This is a genomic window from Pinisolibacter sp. DMC19, assembly GCF_056313985.1.
Window position 1 is genome coordinate 220,886 of the sequence record NZ_JBQUZF010000004.1, and the last position, 13,753, is coordinate 234,638.

Here is a 13,753-nt window from a genome sequence, read left to right on the forward strand (position 1 = left end):
TTCCCGCCGTCCGCGAGACTGCCCCCGAAACATCACAGATCCTTGGGATCGAACGTCGCCTCGACCTGACTCCAGGCCGAGAACTTGTCCGCGGGAAGCTTGTAGGGCCCGCACTGCATCAGCGCACGACGCGCCGAGGCCGCGAGACTGACGCCGAGCGGATGGGCCGGTCCCTCGACCACCGTCGGCTGGCCGTTGAGCGAGCCGTCCTGATTGAGCGAGAAGCGCAGCGTCACCTTGAGCCCGGCCTCGGCCGAACCGATCGGCGGGTTCCAGCACTTCTTGATCTGGCCGATCAGACCGTCGGTCTCGGCCTGGGTCATCCGCACCACCGAGAGCTTGCCCGAGGGCGCGCCGAGGCTCGCCGTCTTCTGCTCCTTGCCCTGCGACGAGCCGGAATGGTTGCGGTTGAGAATGTCCGACATCTGCGAGGAGAAGGCCTTGGAGTTGGACGCCTGCTTCGCCGCGGCGTCGGCCTTGGCCTTCGCGTCGGCCGCAGCCTTCGCATCCGCCGCCGCCTTGTCGGCCTTGGCCTTGGCGTCCGCCTTGGCCTTGGCATCGGCGGCGGCCTTGGCATCTGCCGCAGCCTTGGCGTCGGCGGCCTTCTTGTCGTCGACCTTCTTCTGCTCTTCGATCAGCTTGTCGAGCGCCTTGGTGTCCTTCGGCGGATCCTTGGGCTTGGGCGGCGCGCCCTCGCCGGTGTCCTTGGCCTTCTCCGCCTCCTTGGGCAGATCGGGCTTGGGCTCCGGCGGCTTGACCGGCGTCGGCTTGGGCTCGGGCGCCTTGACCGGTTCGGGCTTCACCACGGGCTTCGGCTCGGGCTGCTTGACCGGCTCGACCTTGGGGATCTCGGCGACCTTCTCCGGCTTCGGCTCCGCCTTGGGCTCCGGCGGCTTGGGCTTGGCCTCCGGCATCGGCGGCGGCGGCTCTTCCTGTGCGTCGGTGCCGGCGCGGGCGCCTTCGGCCTCCTTGGCGGACTTGGCGGTGTCCTTGGGGACGAGTTCTTCCTTGGGCTTCGCCGTCTTCTGACCGAGCTTCAGCTCGGCGATGTCGGCGATCGGCACGAATTCGATCGGCATGGCCTCGACCGCCGGCTGGTCCTCGCGCTTCTCGAAGCCCGGGAATCCGAACAGGATCCAGGCGAGAAGGGCCGCGTGGAGCACGGCGGAGGACGGCAGACCCGGACGCATCGATCCTTACCTCGACGCCGTTTCGGGAAGCGAGACGAGGCCGATCTTCTTGTAACCGGCGTCGTTCAGCCGCCCCATCACCTTCAGGATCGAGCCGTAGTCGGTCGCCTTGTCGCCGCGCACCAGGATGCGCTCGTCGACGCCGTTCTTGGCGATCGCCTGAAGCTTGGGAACCAGATCGTCGAGCTTGAACTCGGCGTCCTGGATGTAGATGCGGCCCTGACCGTCCAGCGACACGGTGATCGGCTGGGTCTGACCCTCCATCGCCTTGGCGCGGGTCTCGGGCAGGTCGACCGGCACGCCGACCGTCATCATCGGTGCCGCCACCATGAAGATGATGAGCAGCACCAGCATGACGTCGATGAACGGCGTCATGTTCATTTCGCTCATCGGGCCGGAGCGCGCGCGACGACGGCCGCGCCGCCCGCCCTGTGCTCCCGATCCGCCGACCGACATCGCCATGGGGTACGCCTCCTCAGGCCGCCTGCCGCTCGTCGATCTGACGCGACAGGATGGCGGAGAACTCGTCGGCGAAGGTCTCGAGCCGGCCGCCGAGGGCGCCAGCGTCCGACGACAGCTTGTTGTAGGCGATGACCGCCGGGATGGCGGCGACGAGGCCGATCGCGGTGGCGAAGAGCGCCTCGGCGATGCCGGGCGCGACGACCGCGAGCGAGGTGTTCTTGGAGGCCGCGATGCCCTGGAACGCCGTCATGATGCCCCAGACGGTACCGAAGAGGCCGATGAACGGGCTCGACGAACCGATCGTGGCGAGCACCAGCAGGTTCGACTGGAAGCGTTCGACCTCACGGTTGATGGTGACGTCCATCACCTTGTCGATGCGCTGCTGGAGCGATCCGATCGCCGGGCGACCGCCCTCGTGGGAGCGCTTCCACTCGCGCATCGCGGCGACGAAGAGCGCCGGCATGCCGTGGTTGGCGCGCGACGACAGCGTGCGATAGAGGTCCTCGAGGCTCTGGCCCGACCAGAAGATCTGCTCGAAGTTGTCCATCTGCCGACGCGTCTTCATGTAGAGGAAGACCTTGTCGACGATGATCGCCCAGCACCACACCGAGGCGGAGAAGAGCCCGAGCATCACCAGTTTGACGACGATGTGCGCGCTCCAGAACATCGCGAGGAGCGTCATGTCGGAATGCGGCGCGGCCAGCGCGGCCTGAGCGACTTCGGGATTCATGTGTCGGGTACCCTTTCGGCCGAGAACGGCTCGGGCGACGGTGGGAGCGGTGCGAGGCGTCGAGCGAGAAACGAACGCCTTTCGCCGACGCCCGCTCTCGGAGAGCGGCCATCGGATCGCGATCACCGGCGACGATCTCGAACCTCGCGTTCCTTCTGCCCGGCGAATGTGACCAAACGAGGACCCCGAGCGGGTCCGCGCCGAGCCAGCAAGCCATTGGTAGGGTTAAGGATCGGTTTACGATGCTGCGCTGCGGCGCACGCATCTCACTCCGGATGGCCGAAGAGGGACCTGAGGTCGGCCGGCACGCGGTGCGGCCGACCCTCGGCATCGAGGCAGACGACGGTGACGACGGCGGAGGCGATCGTCTCCTCGCCGCGGGCGAGCACCTGCTCCATCACGACGCGGGCGCCGCCGACCATGCGGGTGCGGGTGGTGACCGACAGGAGGTCGTCGAGCTTCGCCGGCCTGAGATAGTCGATCTCCATGCGCCGTACCGCGAAGACGATGCCGCGGATCGCCTGCATCTGCGACTGCGACAGGTCGAGGGCGCGCAGATATTCGGTGCGGCCGCGTTCGAAGAAGCGGACGTGGCTGGCATGATAGACGATGCCGCCGGCGTCGGTGTCTTCCCAGTAGATGCGGACGGAAATGGTGTCCTCGAAGCTCGAGGCGTCGGGGTTCACCCGCTCGGCACTGGTCTCGGACATGATCGTCGCTCCATGGGGTTTCACGCCACGCGTCGCGGTCGGTGCCGACCGGCGAGGGGCGCGAGGAAGGGGCATGCCCCGGGGTCGCGATCAGGAATAGGCGCTCGGACGCGCCGCGTCGAGGCGACGGGGATCGGACTTTCGCCCGATCGGCTCGGCGCGGGCGCGGCATCGCGCGTCGATCGACCGGCACCGGCGCGTCGGCGCCGATGCCGGTCCTCCGATCACTTCGGCTCGATCATGTAGCTCTCGGGCGACGGGATCGTGTCGATCAGGCCGCGCGCCTTCAGGAAGGCGGCGAAGCGCTCGGCGCGGACGGTGTCGATCGCGCCTGGGCGCTTGGCGAAACGCGGCAGCGTGTCGGTCAGCGCCCGGCGGTTGAGCTCGTCGGCGAGCTTGGGGTCGGCCTTCTCCATCAGCGCGCGGGTCTCGGCCGGGTGATTGGTCGCCCACAGCGTTGCCTCCTCGAGCGCCGCGTTGAACTTCGCGAAGCGGGCGTCCTTCACCGCGTCGCGGTGGGCGACGAGGATCAGCTCGTCGTAGGGCGGCACGCCGTTCTCCTCGGGGAAGAAGGTGATCGCCTTCTTGCCGGCGAGCTCGAGTTCGGTCGCCTCGAAGTTGCGGTAGCCGCCGACGACCGCGTCGACCTGGTTCGAGAGCAGCGCGGCGGTGAGGGCGAAGTTGACGTTGACCAGCGTCACGTCGGAGAGCTTCAACCCGCCCTTCTCCAGCATGGCGCCGAGGATGGCGTCCTCGAAGCCGGAGACCGAATAGCCGATCTTCTTGCCCTTGAGGTCGGCGAGCGACTTCACCGAACCGCTCTCGAGCGCCATCACCGAGTTGAGCGGCGTCTCGATCAGCGTGGCGAAGCGGACGAGCGGCATGCCCTCCTTCAACGCCAGCAGGTGCTCGGGCTGATAAGTGACGGCGACGTCGGCCTGTTTGGCGGCGACGAGGCGCGGCGGAGCGGACGGGTCGGCCGGGGCGACGAGTTCGACCTCGAGGCCGCGGGCGGCGAAGAAGCCCTTGTCGCGGGCGACGAAGAGGGTGGCATGGTCCGGGTTCACGAACCAGTCGAGCAGCACCGTCATCTTGTCGGCGGCGGCAGCGGGCGTGGCCAGGAGGAGGCTCGCCAGGGCGAGCGATGCGAGACGTTTCATGTCGGGGTTCCTGTCAGGAGCGAGGGACGACGGGTTCCGCCGCCCAGGGGGCCCAGCGGCGGGTGAGATGATCGACGACGGCGCGCAGGGCCACCGCGAAGAGGGCGAGGAGGACGAGGGCGGCGAACATCAAGTCGGTCTGCAGCCGCGCGTTGGCGTGCATCATCAACAGGCCGAGCCCGTGCGAGGCGCCGACCCATTCGCCGACGATGGCGCCGATGGGGGCGACGGTCGCCGCCATCTTCAGCCCCGAGATCAACGCCGGCACGGCCGAGGGCAGGCGCAGGAAACGGAACGTGTCGAGCCGCGAGGCGCCGTGGACGCGGGCGAGATCGACGAGGCCGGGATCGAGCCGGGCGAGGCCGTCGTGCAGGCTGGCCGTCACGGGGAAGAAGATCACCAGCGTCGCCATGACGATCTTGGAGGCGAGGCCGAAGCCGAACCAAAGCACGAGGAGCGGCGCCACGGCGAAGACCGGCAACGTCTGGATCACCACGATCGCCGGCAGGACGAGGCGGGCGGTCCAGGGCACGAGCGCCATGACGATCGCCGCGGCGACGCCGAAGACGACGCCGCAGACGAGACCGAGGACGATCTCGAGCGCGGTGACGAGGCCGTTGTCGAGGAGGAGGCCGAGATTGGCGACGAAGGCGCGGGCGACCCGGTCGGGTCCCGGCAGCAGCCAGACCGGCGGCGCGAAGAGCGCGACCGCGATCCACCACGCCACGAGGAGCGCGGCGAGCGGCACGAGGCCATGAGCGGCGCGCGCGGCGAAGCGCGTCAGCGTCGTGGGCATGGGGATCCTCCGACACGGGCCATGCGGCACGGGCGGGCGGATCCGGAGGGATGAATGACGTCGGTCGGCATGGTTCCCGTCCCTTCGCCGGCATGACCCGGATCAGGTTCGAAGGGTTCGGCGCGGGGCCCGCGCCATCTCAGCTCTCGTACGAGAACACCCCTCGGAACGAGGCGAACGGTGACAGAGTACGGCGCGGCGCGCAAGGGGGGAGGGCGCGGATCCTTCGCCGGCATGGCCGCGATGCATCTTCGCGAAGACCGCGCGTGCGACCTCACGACAAAGAAAGACGGCGGCGAACCGAGGTTCGCCGCCGCCGTTTCGTTTCGTCCGAGAGCCGTTCGATCAGAACAGCTGGAGGATGCTCTGGTCGGCCTGGTTGGCCAGCGACAGGGCCTTGGTCGACAGGCTCTGGCGGGTCTGCAGGGCGAGCAGGTTCGCGGATTCCGCGTTGGTGTCGGCCGCCACCAGCTGATCGGCACCGGTGTTCAGCGTCGAGACCATGTTGTTGGTGAAGTCCTTGCGGGCCTGCACCATCGACAGGTTCGAACCGAAGGTCGACGACTGGGTGCGCAGCGAAGTCAGAGCCGAGGTCAGCGTGTCGAGGACGCGGTTGACCTGCTTGTTGTTCTGGAAGTCGCCGGTCGAGAGCTTCTCGAGGCCGAGGCCCGACGAGTTGAACACCGTACCCGTGATGTTCATCTTCGACTGGTCCGTACCGGTCTTCTCGTTGAAGATCGTGGACAGGTCGTTGCCCATCAGCAGGTTGATGCCGTTGTAGCCGGAGTCCTTCGCCATCGAGTCGATCTGGTCGAGGATGTCGTTGAACTGCTGGCGGAACGAGTCGCGGGTCGACGAGGTCGAGGCGGTCGCGGTCAGGTTCGACGAGCCGAAGCCCATCGAGGTCAGCGCGGTGGTGCCGGTCGAGGAGATCGCCAGATCTTCGCCGCCGGTCTCTTCGAAGGCGATCTCGCCATTGGAGTCGAGGGTGGCGGTGACGTCGAGCGACGAGTTGTTGACGGCCTTGAGCAGGTCGCCGACGGTCGAATATTCACCGGCACCCGAACCGATGGTGAAGGAGACGGCCTTGGTGTCCGTTCCCGTGCCCGAGGTCAGGGTGATGGTGTCGCCCTGCGTGAAGCCCGGACCGGAGGTGGTCGAGATCAGCGAGGTCGAGCGCTTGAGATCGGAGACCGAGCCCGACAGGGTGGCGTCGGATTCGCTGTCGGCGGTCTGGAGCGCCTGCTTGGCGGCCGACTGGGCGTTCTTGACCAGCGCGGTGATCGACTCGATGCCGTTCGACGCAGCCTGCAGAGTCTGAACCGAATTCTGGACGCCGTCGAGCAGGTTGGTCAGGTCACCGGCGCGGTCGTTGAGGGCCGCCGAGGTGAAGTAGTTGACCGGGTTGTCGAGCGCCGAGTTGACCTTCTTGCCGGTGGCGAGGCGGTTCTCGGTGGCGGTCTGCTGGGTCTTGATGGACTGCAGCGAGTTCAGATTCTGACGGACGCCCGTCGACAGGATGGTAGCCATGGATTTTCAACCCCATTCTAGGATTCGTGTTCGCACCTGAGGCATCCTGGCTTCGGGCTGCTGTTCAAAAGGTGAAACGAGTTGGTAAAGAAACATTCCAGCGCCGGCTTCGCGGAATTAATCTTACCTGTTCGTTTATGTCCGCGAGCCATTCGATCCTCCGCGCCGGCGCCCTTCTCGGCTCGCTCCGGGAGGTGCGACGCGGATGGCGTGGAAACGGAAGATCCTTCCCGGCCGAGCGGGTGCGATGCTGCATTGCGGGAAGAATGATCCCGAAATCGGCGGAATTCGGAAGATTTTTAGGTCAGCACTGTTGACCTTTTTTCGGCTCGGGCGTAGCGTGCCGGCCGTTCGAAAAGGAAGGGTCTATCCATGACCGCGCTCGATTGGTCCCATGTCTTCGCCACGCGATCGGAACGCATGCGCGCTTCCGAGATCCGCGAGCTCCTGAAACTGCTCGACCAGCCCGACATCATCTCCTTCGCGGGCGGCATTCCGGACCCGGCGCTGTTCCCGGTAGAGGCCATTCGCGACGCCCAGAACGCCATCCTGTCGGATCCGAAGCAGGCGGCGCAGGCGCTGCAGTATTCGATCTCGGAGGGCTACCTGCCGCTGCGCCGCTGGATCGCCGATCTGATGGGCAAGAACGGCGTGCCGTGCACGCCCGACAACATCCTGATCACCTGCGGCTCGCAGCAGGGGCTCGACTTCCTCGCCAAGATGCTGCTGTCGCCCGGCGACACCGCGCTGGTCGAGGCGCCGACCTATCTCGGCGCGCTGCAGGCCTTCAACTGCTACGAGCCGCGCTACGACCGGCTGATCCCCGACGGCGGCAACGTCACGCCGGCGGCCTATGCCGCGGCGGCGGCGAAGGCCGGCGGGCGGGTCAAGTTCGCCTATGTCGTGCCCGACTTCGCCAATCCGACCGGCATCACCCTGTCGGTCGAGAACCGCGAGAAGCTCTTGGATCTCGCGACCGAGCTGGCGATCCCGGTGATCGAGGATTCCGCCTATCAGGCGCTGCGTTTCGAAGGGGAGGCGGTGCCGTCGATCCTGTCGCTCGACGTGGCGCGCAACGGTGGCGACATCGAGAAGACCCGCACGGTCTTCTGCGGCACCTTCTCCAAGACGCTGGTGCCGGCGCTGCGCATCGGCTGGATCGTCGCGGCCTCGCCGCTGATCCAGAAGCTGGTTCTGACCAAGCAGGCGGGCGATCTGCATTCCTCGACGCTGAACCAGATGGTCATGGCGCGGCTCGCCGAGACGACCTACGACGCCAACGTCGCCCGGGCGATCGCGCTCTATCGCACCCGCCGCGACGCGCTGATGGCGGCGCTCGCCGCCTCGATGCCGAAGGGCGTGGAATGGACGAAGCCGGAAGGCGGTCTCTTCACCTGGGTGACGCTGCCGGAAGGCATCGACGGGGCCGAGCTTCTGGCGCGCGCCATCGCCGAGGAGCGGGTCGCCTTCGTGCCGGGCAAGGCGTTCTTCGCCACCGACGCGATGGCCAACACCATCCGCCTCAACTTCTCCTCGCCGACGGTCGAGGACATCGGCGAAGGCATCGCGCGGCTCGGCCGCCTGATCGCCCGCATGGCACCGTGAGAGAAAGGGGGGCGTCGTGAGCTTCCGTGACGTCCTCCTCGCCCTCGTCGTCGTGGCGATCTGGGGCTTCAACTTCGTCGTCATCAAGGTCGGCGTGGCGGACGTGCCGCCGCTGCTGCTGACCGGCCTGCGCTTCCTCTTCGCAGCGCTGCCGGCGGTGTTCTTCGTGCGGCGGCCGGCGTGCGCCTGGCATTGGGTGGTCGCCTTCGGCCTCGTCCTCGGCGTCGTCAAGTTCGGCCTGCTGTTCGTCGGCATGAAGGCCGGCATGCCGGCCGGCCTCTCCTCGATCGTGCTGCAGATGCAGGCCTTCTTCACCATGGGCCTCGCCTTCGTCTTCCTCGGCGAGAAGCCGGCGGCGATCCAGATCGCCGGCGCGGTGATCGCCGCCCTCGGCATCGCCGTCATCGCCTCGGCGCGGGCCGGCGGCGGGGCGGCGCTCGGGCCGTTCCTGATGGTGCTGGCGGCGGCGGCCTGTTGGGGCCTCGCCAACATCGTCACCAAGAAGGCCGGCCGGATCGACATGCTCGGCTTCGTCGTCTGGGCGAGCCTGGTGGCGCCGCTGCCGCTCTTCGCGCTGTCTCTCGCCTTCGAGGGCTGGCCGGCGATCGTTGCCGCGCTCGCCCATCCGACCCCGATCGCAATCGGCGCGGTCGCCTATCTCGCCTGGCCGACGACGGTCCTCGGCTTCGGCATCTGGTCGAACCTGATGTCGCGCCATGCCGCGGCCACGGTGGCGCCGTTCTCGCTGCTGGTGCCGGTCTTCGGGATGTCGAGCGCGTGGTTGGTGCTCGGCGAGCCGATCGGCGGACGCGAGGCGATCGGCGCGGCGCTGGTGGTGGCCGGGCTGGTGGTCAACGTCTTCGGTCCGCGCTTCACGCGGCGGGCCGCCTGATCAGAACTTGGTGCGCGCCCGCATCGCCTGGGCGATGGTGCCGTCGTCGAGATAGTCGAGCTCGCCGCCGACCGGCACGCCGTGGGCGAGCCGCGTCACCGTGATGTCGCGGCCGTCTTCCGCCAGACGGGCGATCTGGTCGGTGACGTAATGGGCGGTGGTCTGGCCCTCGACGGTGGCGTTGACCGCCAGGATCACCTCGCGGATCGGCTCGGTGCGGCAGCGCTCGATCAGGGCGTCGATGGTCAGATCCGACGGGCCGATGCCGTCGAGCGGCGACAGGACGCCGCCGAGCACGTGATACTTCGCCGAAATCGCCCCGGCACGCTCCAACGCCCAGAGGTCCGACACGCCCTCGACCACCACCAGGACCGAACCGTCGCGGCGATCGTCGCGGCAGACGGTGCACGGGTCGGAGGTGTCGATGTTGCCGCAGACCGAGCAGACGCCGACCTTCTCCAGCGCCACATCCATGGCACGGGTGAGGGGGGCGAGCAGGCTCTCCTTCTTCTCGATCAGATGCAGCGCGGCGCGCCGCGCCGAGCGGGGGCCGAGGCCCGGCAGCTTGGCGAGGAGTTGGACGAGACGCTCGATCTCGGGTCCGGCGACGGAACGTGCCACGAAGTCACTCTTCGTCTGATGATTCGATCCGCCCAATCTAGCGTGTTCGCCGTGCACGGGTCGAATGCGGGTCGTCGCGCCCCGCGGTCGGGCGATGGATGTTTCCCGCGGCGGGCGAGACCGGCCGGGAAGGCGTCGTCCGTAGCCGAACACGTCGGCGTTTCCCGGGTTCTCTACGGGACGTCGCGGTGCCCCTCTCGTCGACTCGATGGATGAAGCGCTGTCGTCACGTCGAGTTCCGGCCGGATGTTGTCGATTCCTTAATGTCGCTTCGGTGCAATGACGTTCGAAGACTGCATGGAGGGATCGCCGATGAGCATGTCCATTTCGCCTACGACTTCGAGCACACCGGTCGCCCGTACCAGCGAGACCCGCGAGGGGCCCGGACCCGAGCGCGTCGCCGACGGCGATGCGGACGACGGCGCGGCTGCCGTCAAGGCGCGGCCGACGCCGGGAACAGGAACGCTGGTCGACAAGACGGCCTGAGCGCGACGGCGCGAGGATGCGGAAAGAAAAGGCCGGTCGAGTTCGCTCGACCGGCCTTTTCTTTCTTTTCGGTGACGCGGGTGGGCCCGGCGCGACCGGAGCTCTCAGAACGGCAGCTTGAAGCCGCCCGGGGCGCCGGGCAGGCCGAGGCCGCCGGTGACGTCGGCCATCTTCTCGGCGATCGCCGCTTCCGCCTTGACGTGGGCATCGCGATGGGCGGCGACGATCAGGTCCTCGAGGATCTCGGTCTCGGCCGGGTTCATCAGCGACGGGTCGATCTTCACGCCCTTCAGCTCGCCCTTGCCCGAGATGGTCACCGCGACGAGGCCGGCGCCGGAGGTTCCGGTCACGGCGATCTCGGCGAGCTCGTCCTGGAGCGTCGCCATGCGGGCCTGCATCTCCTTGGCTTTGCTCATCATCTTCATGAAGTCCATGGGCGTTCTCCGCGCTCGTGTTTCTTCAGTCGTCCGGCGACCAGCCCGGATCGTTCTCCTCGCCGGCCGGCGGGGCGTCCCAGGCGAGCCCGTCACCGCCGTCGTCCTCGGCCGCCTCGGCGGCGCGCACCCGCACGTCGACGATCGAGGCGCCGGGGAAGCGCTTCAGCACGGCCGCGACCAACGGTTCGGCGCGGGCGTCGGTGACGAGCTTGTCGCGTGCCTCCTCGCGTTCCTCGGCGACCGTGGCGCCACCCTGCTCGCGCGAGACGGCGACGATCCAGCGTTCGCCGGTCCACTCGGAGAGCTTGGCGGCGAGCAGCTGCGGCAGGTCGAAGGAGGCGCCGGCCTCGAGCGACACGTCGATGCGGCCTGGGGCGAAGGCGACGAGGCGCATCTGGCGCTCGACCGCGATCTTCAGACGGATGTCGCGATGTTCGGCGGCGAGCGCGGCGACGTCGGCGAGGTCGGTCAGGCGCGGCCCGCGGCGCGGCGCGGCGGCGGGCTTCGGCGCGGCGGCGGGTTGCGGCGTCTCGTTGGAGGCGACGAGACGCGGGCCGGGAGCGGGGGCGGGGGCCGCATCCGCGAGGCGGGCCTGCGGCATGCCCGGCGCCTGACCGGGGGCGGCGAACGCGGTACCGGCGACGGCCTGCGTGCGGGTCATCGCCGAGGCACCGCCGTTGCCGCCGCCCGAGGGGCCGCGCGGGGCGGCGGACGGGCCGTCGGCGGGGGGAAGCGTTCCCTCGCGCAGCATCTTCAGCGCTTCGTCGGGGGTCGGCAGGTCGCTGGCGTAGGCGAGGCGAACCAGCAGCATCTCGGCGGCGGCGAGCGCCTTGGGGGCGTTCTTGACCTCGTCGTGGCCCTTCAAGAGCATCTGCCAGGCGCGCGACAGCACGCGCACCGAGAGATCGCGGGCGAAGGCGCCGCCGCGGACGCGCTCGTCCTCGGAGACCGAGGCCTCGTTCGCCGCTTCCGGCACCAGCTTCATGCGGGTGACGAAATGGGTGAACTCGGCGAGATCGGCGATCACCACGGTCGGGTCGGCGCCGACGTTCCACTGGGCGCGCAACTCGGCCAGCGCCGAGGCGGCGTCGCCCTTCATCAGGTGTTCGAACAGGTCGATGACGCGGGCGCGGTCGGCGAGGCCGAGCATCTGGCGGACTTCCGCCACTTCGATGCGGCCCTCGCCGTGGGCGATCGCCTGATCGAGCAGCGAGAGACTGTCGCGCACCGAGCCTTCGGCGGCGCGGGCGACGAGGCGCAGCGCCTCGTCGTCGATCTCGACCGCCTCGGCGTCCGCGATCTTCTTCAGATGGGCGACCAGCACGTCGGTCTCGATGCGGCGCAGGTCGAAGCGCTGGCAACGCGACAGGATGGTGATCGGGACCTTGCGGATCTCGGTGGTGGCGAAGATGAACTTCACGTGCTCGGGCGGCTCTTCCAACGTCTTCAGCAGGCCGTTGAAGGCCTGGTTGGAGAGCATGTGCACCTCGTCGATGATGTAGACCTTCATCCGCGCCGAGACGGGCTTGTAGCGCACCGCCTCGATGATCTCGCGGATGTCGTTGATCGAGGTGTGGGAAGCCGCGTCCATCTCGATGACGTCGACGTGGCGGCCTTCCATGATCGCCTTGCAGTGGGTGCCGAGCCGGTCCATCTCGATGGTCGGCCGGTCGATCTCACCGGGGATCTCGTAGTTCAGCGCGCGGGCGAGGATGCGGGCGGTGGTGGTCTTGCCGACGCCGCGCACGCCGGTCAGCATCCACCCTTGCGCGATGCGGCCGATCGAGAAGGCGTTCGACAGGGTGCGCACCATCGGCTCCTGGCCGATCAGGTCATCGAAGCTCTGCGGGCGATATTTGCGGGCGAGGACCCGATAGGCGCCGGACGCGGCCGGGGGCGTCGCATCGGGCGGAAGAAGACCGTCCATGCGCTTCAGCCTTTCCTCGAACCGGTCGGAGAGGGGATCGGCAGAGCCGATCGGCGTCGCCCGAAGGCGAAAAGGAGGCCGACGCGCGACCCGCGTCCGACTCGTCTGGGCTGCTTCCTTCCGGACCTGACCCGGTCGGCGAGTGACAACGTCCACCGCCGACCTCCCGAGCGTTCATATCGAGGATCGGGCGAGGAAATGCAAGAGGGGGTGGCGTCGCGGCGAGGGATGTCCACGAGACCGCGCCGATCGATGCGGCCTCACGCGCGAGCGAGGCCGCGCAGGCGGTCGAGGACGGCGGGGCCGGCGAAGATCACGACGTTGCCGGCGATCGTCAGGCCGAGACCGAGGACGGTGCGGCCGTCCCAGACGTAGCCTTCCCAGAGGCCGGAGAGAACGAGGGCGACGACCGGGAACATCACCGTCGCATAGGCCGCGCGCCCCGAGCCGATGCGGGCGACCAGCATCAGATAGGTGGTGAAGCCGATCACCGAGCCGAAGATCGCCAGCCAGCCGAGCGCCAGGAGGTAGGTCGTATCCGGCGGGGCGACGATCGGCGTGCCGGTGACGAGGAGCAGCACCATGAGGAAGGCGGCGCCATAACTCATCCCCCAGGCATTGGCGGTCGCCGGCGGGATGCCGGCGGCGGAGTTGCGCCGCGACACCATGTTGCCGAGCGAGAAGCACAGCGTGCCGAGGGCCGCGAGCGCGAGGCCGACGGGCGCGTCGGTGCCGAAGGCGCCGTCGCGGATCGCCGGGGCGAAGAGGACGGCGAGGCCACCGAGGCCGAGGGCTGCGGCGAAGAGGGTGCGCCGGGCGATCGGCTCGCCGAAGATCAGGCGGGCGAGCACGGCGTTGTAGAGCGTCGCCAGCGAGAAGACGACCGAGACCAGCCCGCTCGGGATGAAGCGCGTGGCGTTGTAGAAGCAGACGAAGTTCATCGAGAACAGGCAGACGCCGAGAAGCGCCGCGAAGCCGTGGTCGCGTGGGCGCATCGGCGCGAGCTTTCCGGCGATCGCCAGCCCGGGCCCGAGGATCACGGCGGCGAGGGCGAAGCGGTAGAAGATCGAGGTCAAGACCGGCACCGGGCCGAGCTGCAGCGCGATGGCGAACCAGGTGGTGCCCCAGACGAAGACGGTGACGGCGAAGAGGGCGAGATTCATCGATGGGGCTCCGGCGGTGGTCGGCCGGCAGGATGGACCCGTCG

At 68.5% G+C, this 13,753-nt stretch carries 14 protein-coding genes, 1 other RNA gene and 1 riboswitch; of the genes, 3 read left to right on the top strand and 12 right to left on the bottom strand.

The window, feature by feature from the left end; genetic code table 11:
• Positions 1 to 32 precede the first annotated feature (32 nt).
• From tolA to ACT53U_RS12190, 7 genes are all read right to left on the bottom strand, one after another.
• Positions 33 to 1,190, bottom strand: coding sequence for a cell envelope integrity protein TolA (gene tolA, locus ACT53U_RS12160; protein WP_476155422.1), 1,158 nt, complete (start codon positions 1,188 to 1,190; stop codon positions 33 to 35).
• Between the two features lie 6 nt (positions 1,191 to 1,196).
• Positions 1,197 to 1,652, bottom strand: coding sequence for a protein TolR (gene tolR / locus ACT53U_RS12165; RefSeq protein ID WP_476155424.1), 456 nt, complete (start codon positions 1,650 to 1,652; stop codon positions 1,197 to 1,199).
• Between the two features lie 13 nt (positions 1,653 to 1,665).
• Positions 1,666 to 2,382, bottom strand: coding sequence for a protein TolQ (tolQ, locus tag ACT53U_RS12170; protein ID WP_476155426.1), 717 nt, complete (start codon positions 2,380 to 2,382; stop codon positions 1,666 to 1,668).
• A 266-nt stretch (positions 2,383 to 2,648) separates the two neighbouring features.
• Positions 2,649 to 3,092, bottom strand: a complete 444-nt coding sequence (ybgC, locus tag ACT53U_RS12175; protein ID WP_476155427.1) for a tol-pal system-associated acyl-CoA thioesterase — start codon at positions 3,090 to 3,092, stop codon at positions 2,649 to 2,651.
• Between the two features lie 224 nt (positions 3,093 to 3,316).
• On the bottom strand, positions 3,317 to 4,252 hold the full coding sequence (locus ACT53U_RS12180; protein WP_476155429.1) for an ABC transporter substrate-binding protein: 936 nt from the start codon (positions 4,250 to 4,252) through the stop codon (positions 3,317 to 3,319).
• 13 nt (positions 4,253 to 4,265) lie between these two features.
• A complete protein-coding gene (locus ACT53U_RS12185; RefSeq protein ID WP_476155431.1) occupies positions 4,266 to 5,048 on the bottom strand; it encodes an ABC transporter permease in 783 nt (260 codons plus the stop codon).
• A 62-nt stretch (positions 5,049 to 5,110) separates the two neighbouring features.
• Positions 5,111 to 5,222: riboswitch (TPP riboswitch) on the bottom strand.
• A gap of 171 nt (positions 5,223 to 5,393) precedes the next feature.
• Positions 5,394 to 6,578, bottom strand: a complete 1,185-nt coding sequence (locus tag ACT53U_RS12190) for a flagellin (RefSeq protein ID WP_476155433.1) — start codon at positions 6,576 to 6,578, stop codon at positions 5,394 to 5,396.
• A gap of 372 nt (positions 6,579 to 6,950) precedes the next feature.
• On the opposite strand from ACT53U_RS12190, the gene ACT53U_RS12195 reads away from it, so the two are divergent.
• Both ACT53U_RS12195 and ACT53U_RS12200 read left to right on the top strand, forming a co-directional pair.
• Positions 6,951 to 8,183 (top strand): aminotransferase-like domain-containing protein, encoded by a 1,233-nt coding sequence (locus ACT53U_RS12195; protein ID WP_476155435.1) that lies wholly within the window; start codon positions 6,951 to 6,953, stop codon positions 8,181 to 8,183.
• 16 nt (positions 8,184 to 8,199) lie between these two features.
• Positions 8,200 to 9,075 carry an EamA family transporter gene (locus ACT53U_RS12200; protein WP_476155436.1) on the top strand — a complete coding sequence of 292 codons (876 nt, stop codon included), beginning with the start codon at positions 8,200 to 8,202 and terminating at the stop codon, positions 9,073 to 9,075.
• Here the strand turns inward: ACT53U_RS12200 and recR are convergent, their stop codons facing one another.
• Positions 9,076 to 9,696 (bottom strand): recombination mediator RecR, encoded by a 621-nt coding sequence (recR, locus tag ACT53U_RS12205; RefSeq protein WP_476155438.1) that lies wholly within the window; start codon positions 9,694 to 9,696, stop codon positions 9,076 to 9,078.
• A 318-nt stretch (positions 9,697 to 10,014) separates the two neighbouring features.
• Here recR and ACT53U_RS12210 point away from each other — a divergent pair, with 318 nt between their 5' ends.
• Positions 10,015 to 10,182 carry a hypothetical protein gene (locus ACT53U_RS12210; protein WP_476155440.1) on the top strand — a complete coding sequence of 56 codons (168 nt, stop codon included), beginning with the start codon at positions 10,015 to 10,017 and terminating at the stop codon, positions 10,180 to 10,182.
• A 104-nt stretch (positions 10,183 to 10,286) separates the two neighbouring features.
• On the opposite strand, the gene ACT53U_RS12215 is transcribed toward ACT53U_RS12210, so the two are convergent.
• The 4 genes from ACT53U_RS12215 to ACT53U_RS12230 all read right to left on the bottom strand — a co-directional run bounded on the left by ACT53U_RS12215 (position 10,287) and on the right by ACT53U_RS12230 (position 13,709).
• Positions 10,287 to 10,616, bottom strand: a complete 330-nt coding sequence (locus ACT53U_RS12215; RefSeq protein WP_476137533.1) for a YbaB/EbfC family nucleoid-associated protein — start codon at positions 10,614 to 10,616, stop codon at positions 10,287 to 10,289.
• Positions 10,617 to 10,641: 25 nt separating this feature from the next.
• Entirely contained in the window at positions 10,642 to 12,546 is a 1,905-nt protein-coding gene (locus ACT53U_RS12220; protein ID WP_476155441.1) for a DNA polymerase III subunit gamma/tau, read from the bottom strand.
• 70 nt (positions 12,547 to 12,616) lie between these two features.
• An RNA gene (gene ffs / locus ACT53U_RS12225) (signal recognition particle sRNA small type) lies at positions 12,617 to 12,713 on the bottom strand.
• Positions 12,714 to 12,806: 93 nt separating this feature from the next.
• Positions 12,807 to 13,709 carry a DMT family transporter gene (locus ACT53U_RS12230; protein WP_476155443.1) on the bottom strand — a complete coding sequence of 301 codons (903 nt, stop codon included), beginning with the start codon at positions 13,707 to 13,709 and terminating at the stop codon, positions 12,807 to 12,809.
• Between the last annotated feature and the right edge of the window lie 44 nt (positions 13,710 to 13,753).

What these genes read in the sequence shown, in the direction of transcription:
- tolA (WP_476155422.1), bottom strand. Translation starts at nt 1,190, where the DNA reads ATGCGTCCGGGTCTGCCGTCCTCCGCCGTGCTCCACGCGGCCCTTCTC.
- tolR (WP_476155424.1), bottom strand. Translation starts at nt 1,652, where the DNA reads ATGGCGATGTCGGTCGGCGGATCGGGAGCACAGGGCGGGCGGCGCGGC.
- tolQ (WP_476155426.1), bottom strand. Translation starts at nt 2,382, where the DNA reads ATGAATCCCGAAGTCGCTCAGGCCGCGCTGGCCGCGCCGCATTCCGAC.
- ybgC (WP_476155427.1), bottom strand. Translation starts at nt 3,092, where the DNA reads ATGTCCGAGACCAGTGCCGAGCGGGTGAACCCCGACGCCTCGAGCTTC.
- ACT53U_RS12180 (WP_476155429.1), bottom strand. Translation starts at nt 4,252, where the DNA reads ATGAAACGTCTCGCATCGCTCGCCCTGGCGAGCCTCCTCCTGGCCACG.
- ACT53U_RS12185 (WP_476155431.1), bottom strand. Translation starts at nt 5,048, where the DNA reads ATGCCCACGACGCTGACGCGCTTCGCCGCGCGCGCCGCTCATGGCCTC.
- ACT53U_RS12190 (WP_476155433.1), bottom strand. Translation starts at nt 6,578, where the DNA reads ATGGCTACCATCCTGTCGACGGGCGTCCGTCAGAATCTGAACTCGCTG.
- ACT53U_RS12195 (WP_476155435.1), top strand. Translation starts at nt 6,951, where the DNA reads ATGACCGCGCTCGATTGGTCCCATGTCTTCGCCACGCGATCGGAACGC.
- ACT53U_RS12210 (WP_476155440.1), top strand. Translation starts at nt 10,015, where the DNA reads ATGTCCATTTCGCCTACGACTTCGAGCACACCGGTCGCCCGTACCAGC.
- ACT53U_RS12215 (WP_476137533.1), bottom strand. Translation starts at nt 10,616, where the DNA reads ATGGACTTCATGAAGATGATGAGCAAAGCCAAGGAGATGCAGGCCCGC.
- ACT53U_RS12220 (WP_476155441.1), bottom strand. Translation starts at nt 12,546, where the DNA reads ATGGACGGTCTTCTTCCGCCCGATGCGACGCCCCCGGCCGCGTCCGGC.
- ACT53U_RS12230 (WP_476155443.1), bottom strand. Translation starts at nt 13,709, where the DNA reads ATGAATCTCGCCCTCTTCGCCGTCACCGTCTTCGTCTGGGGCACCACC.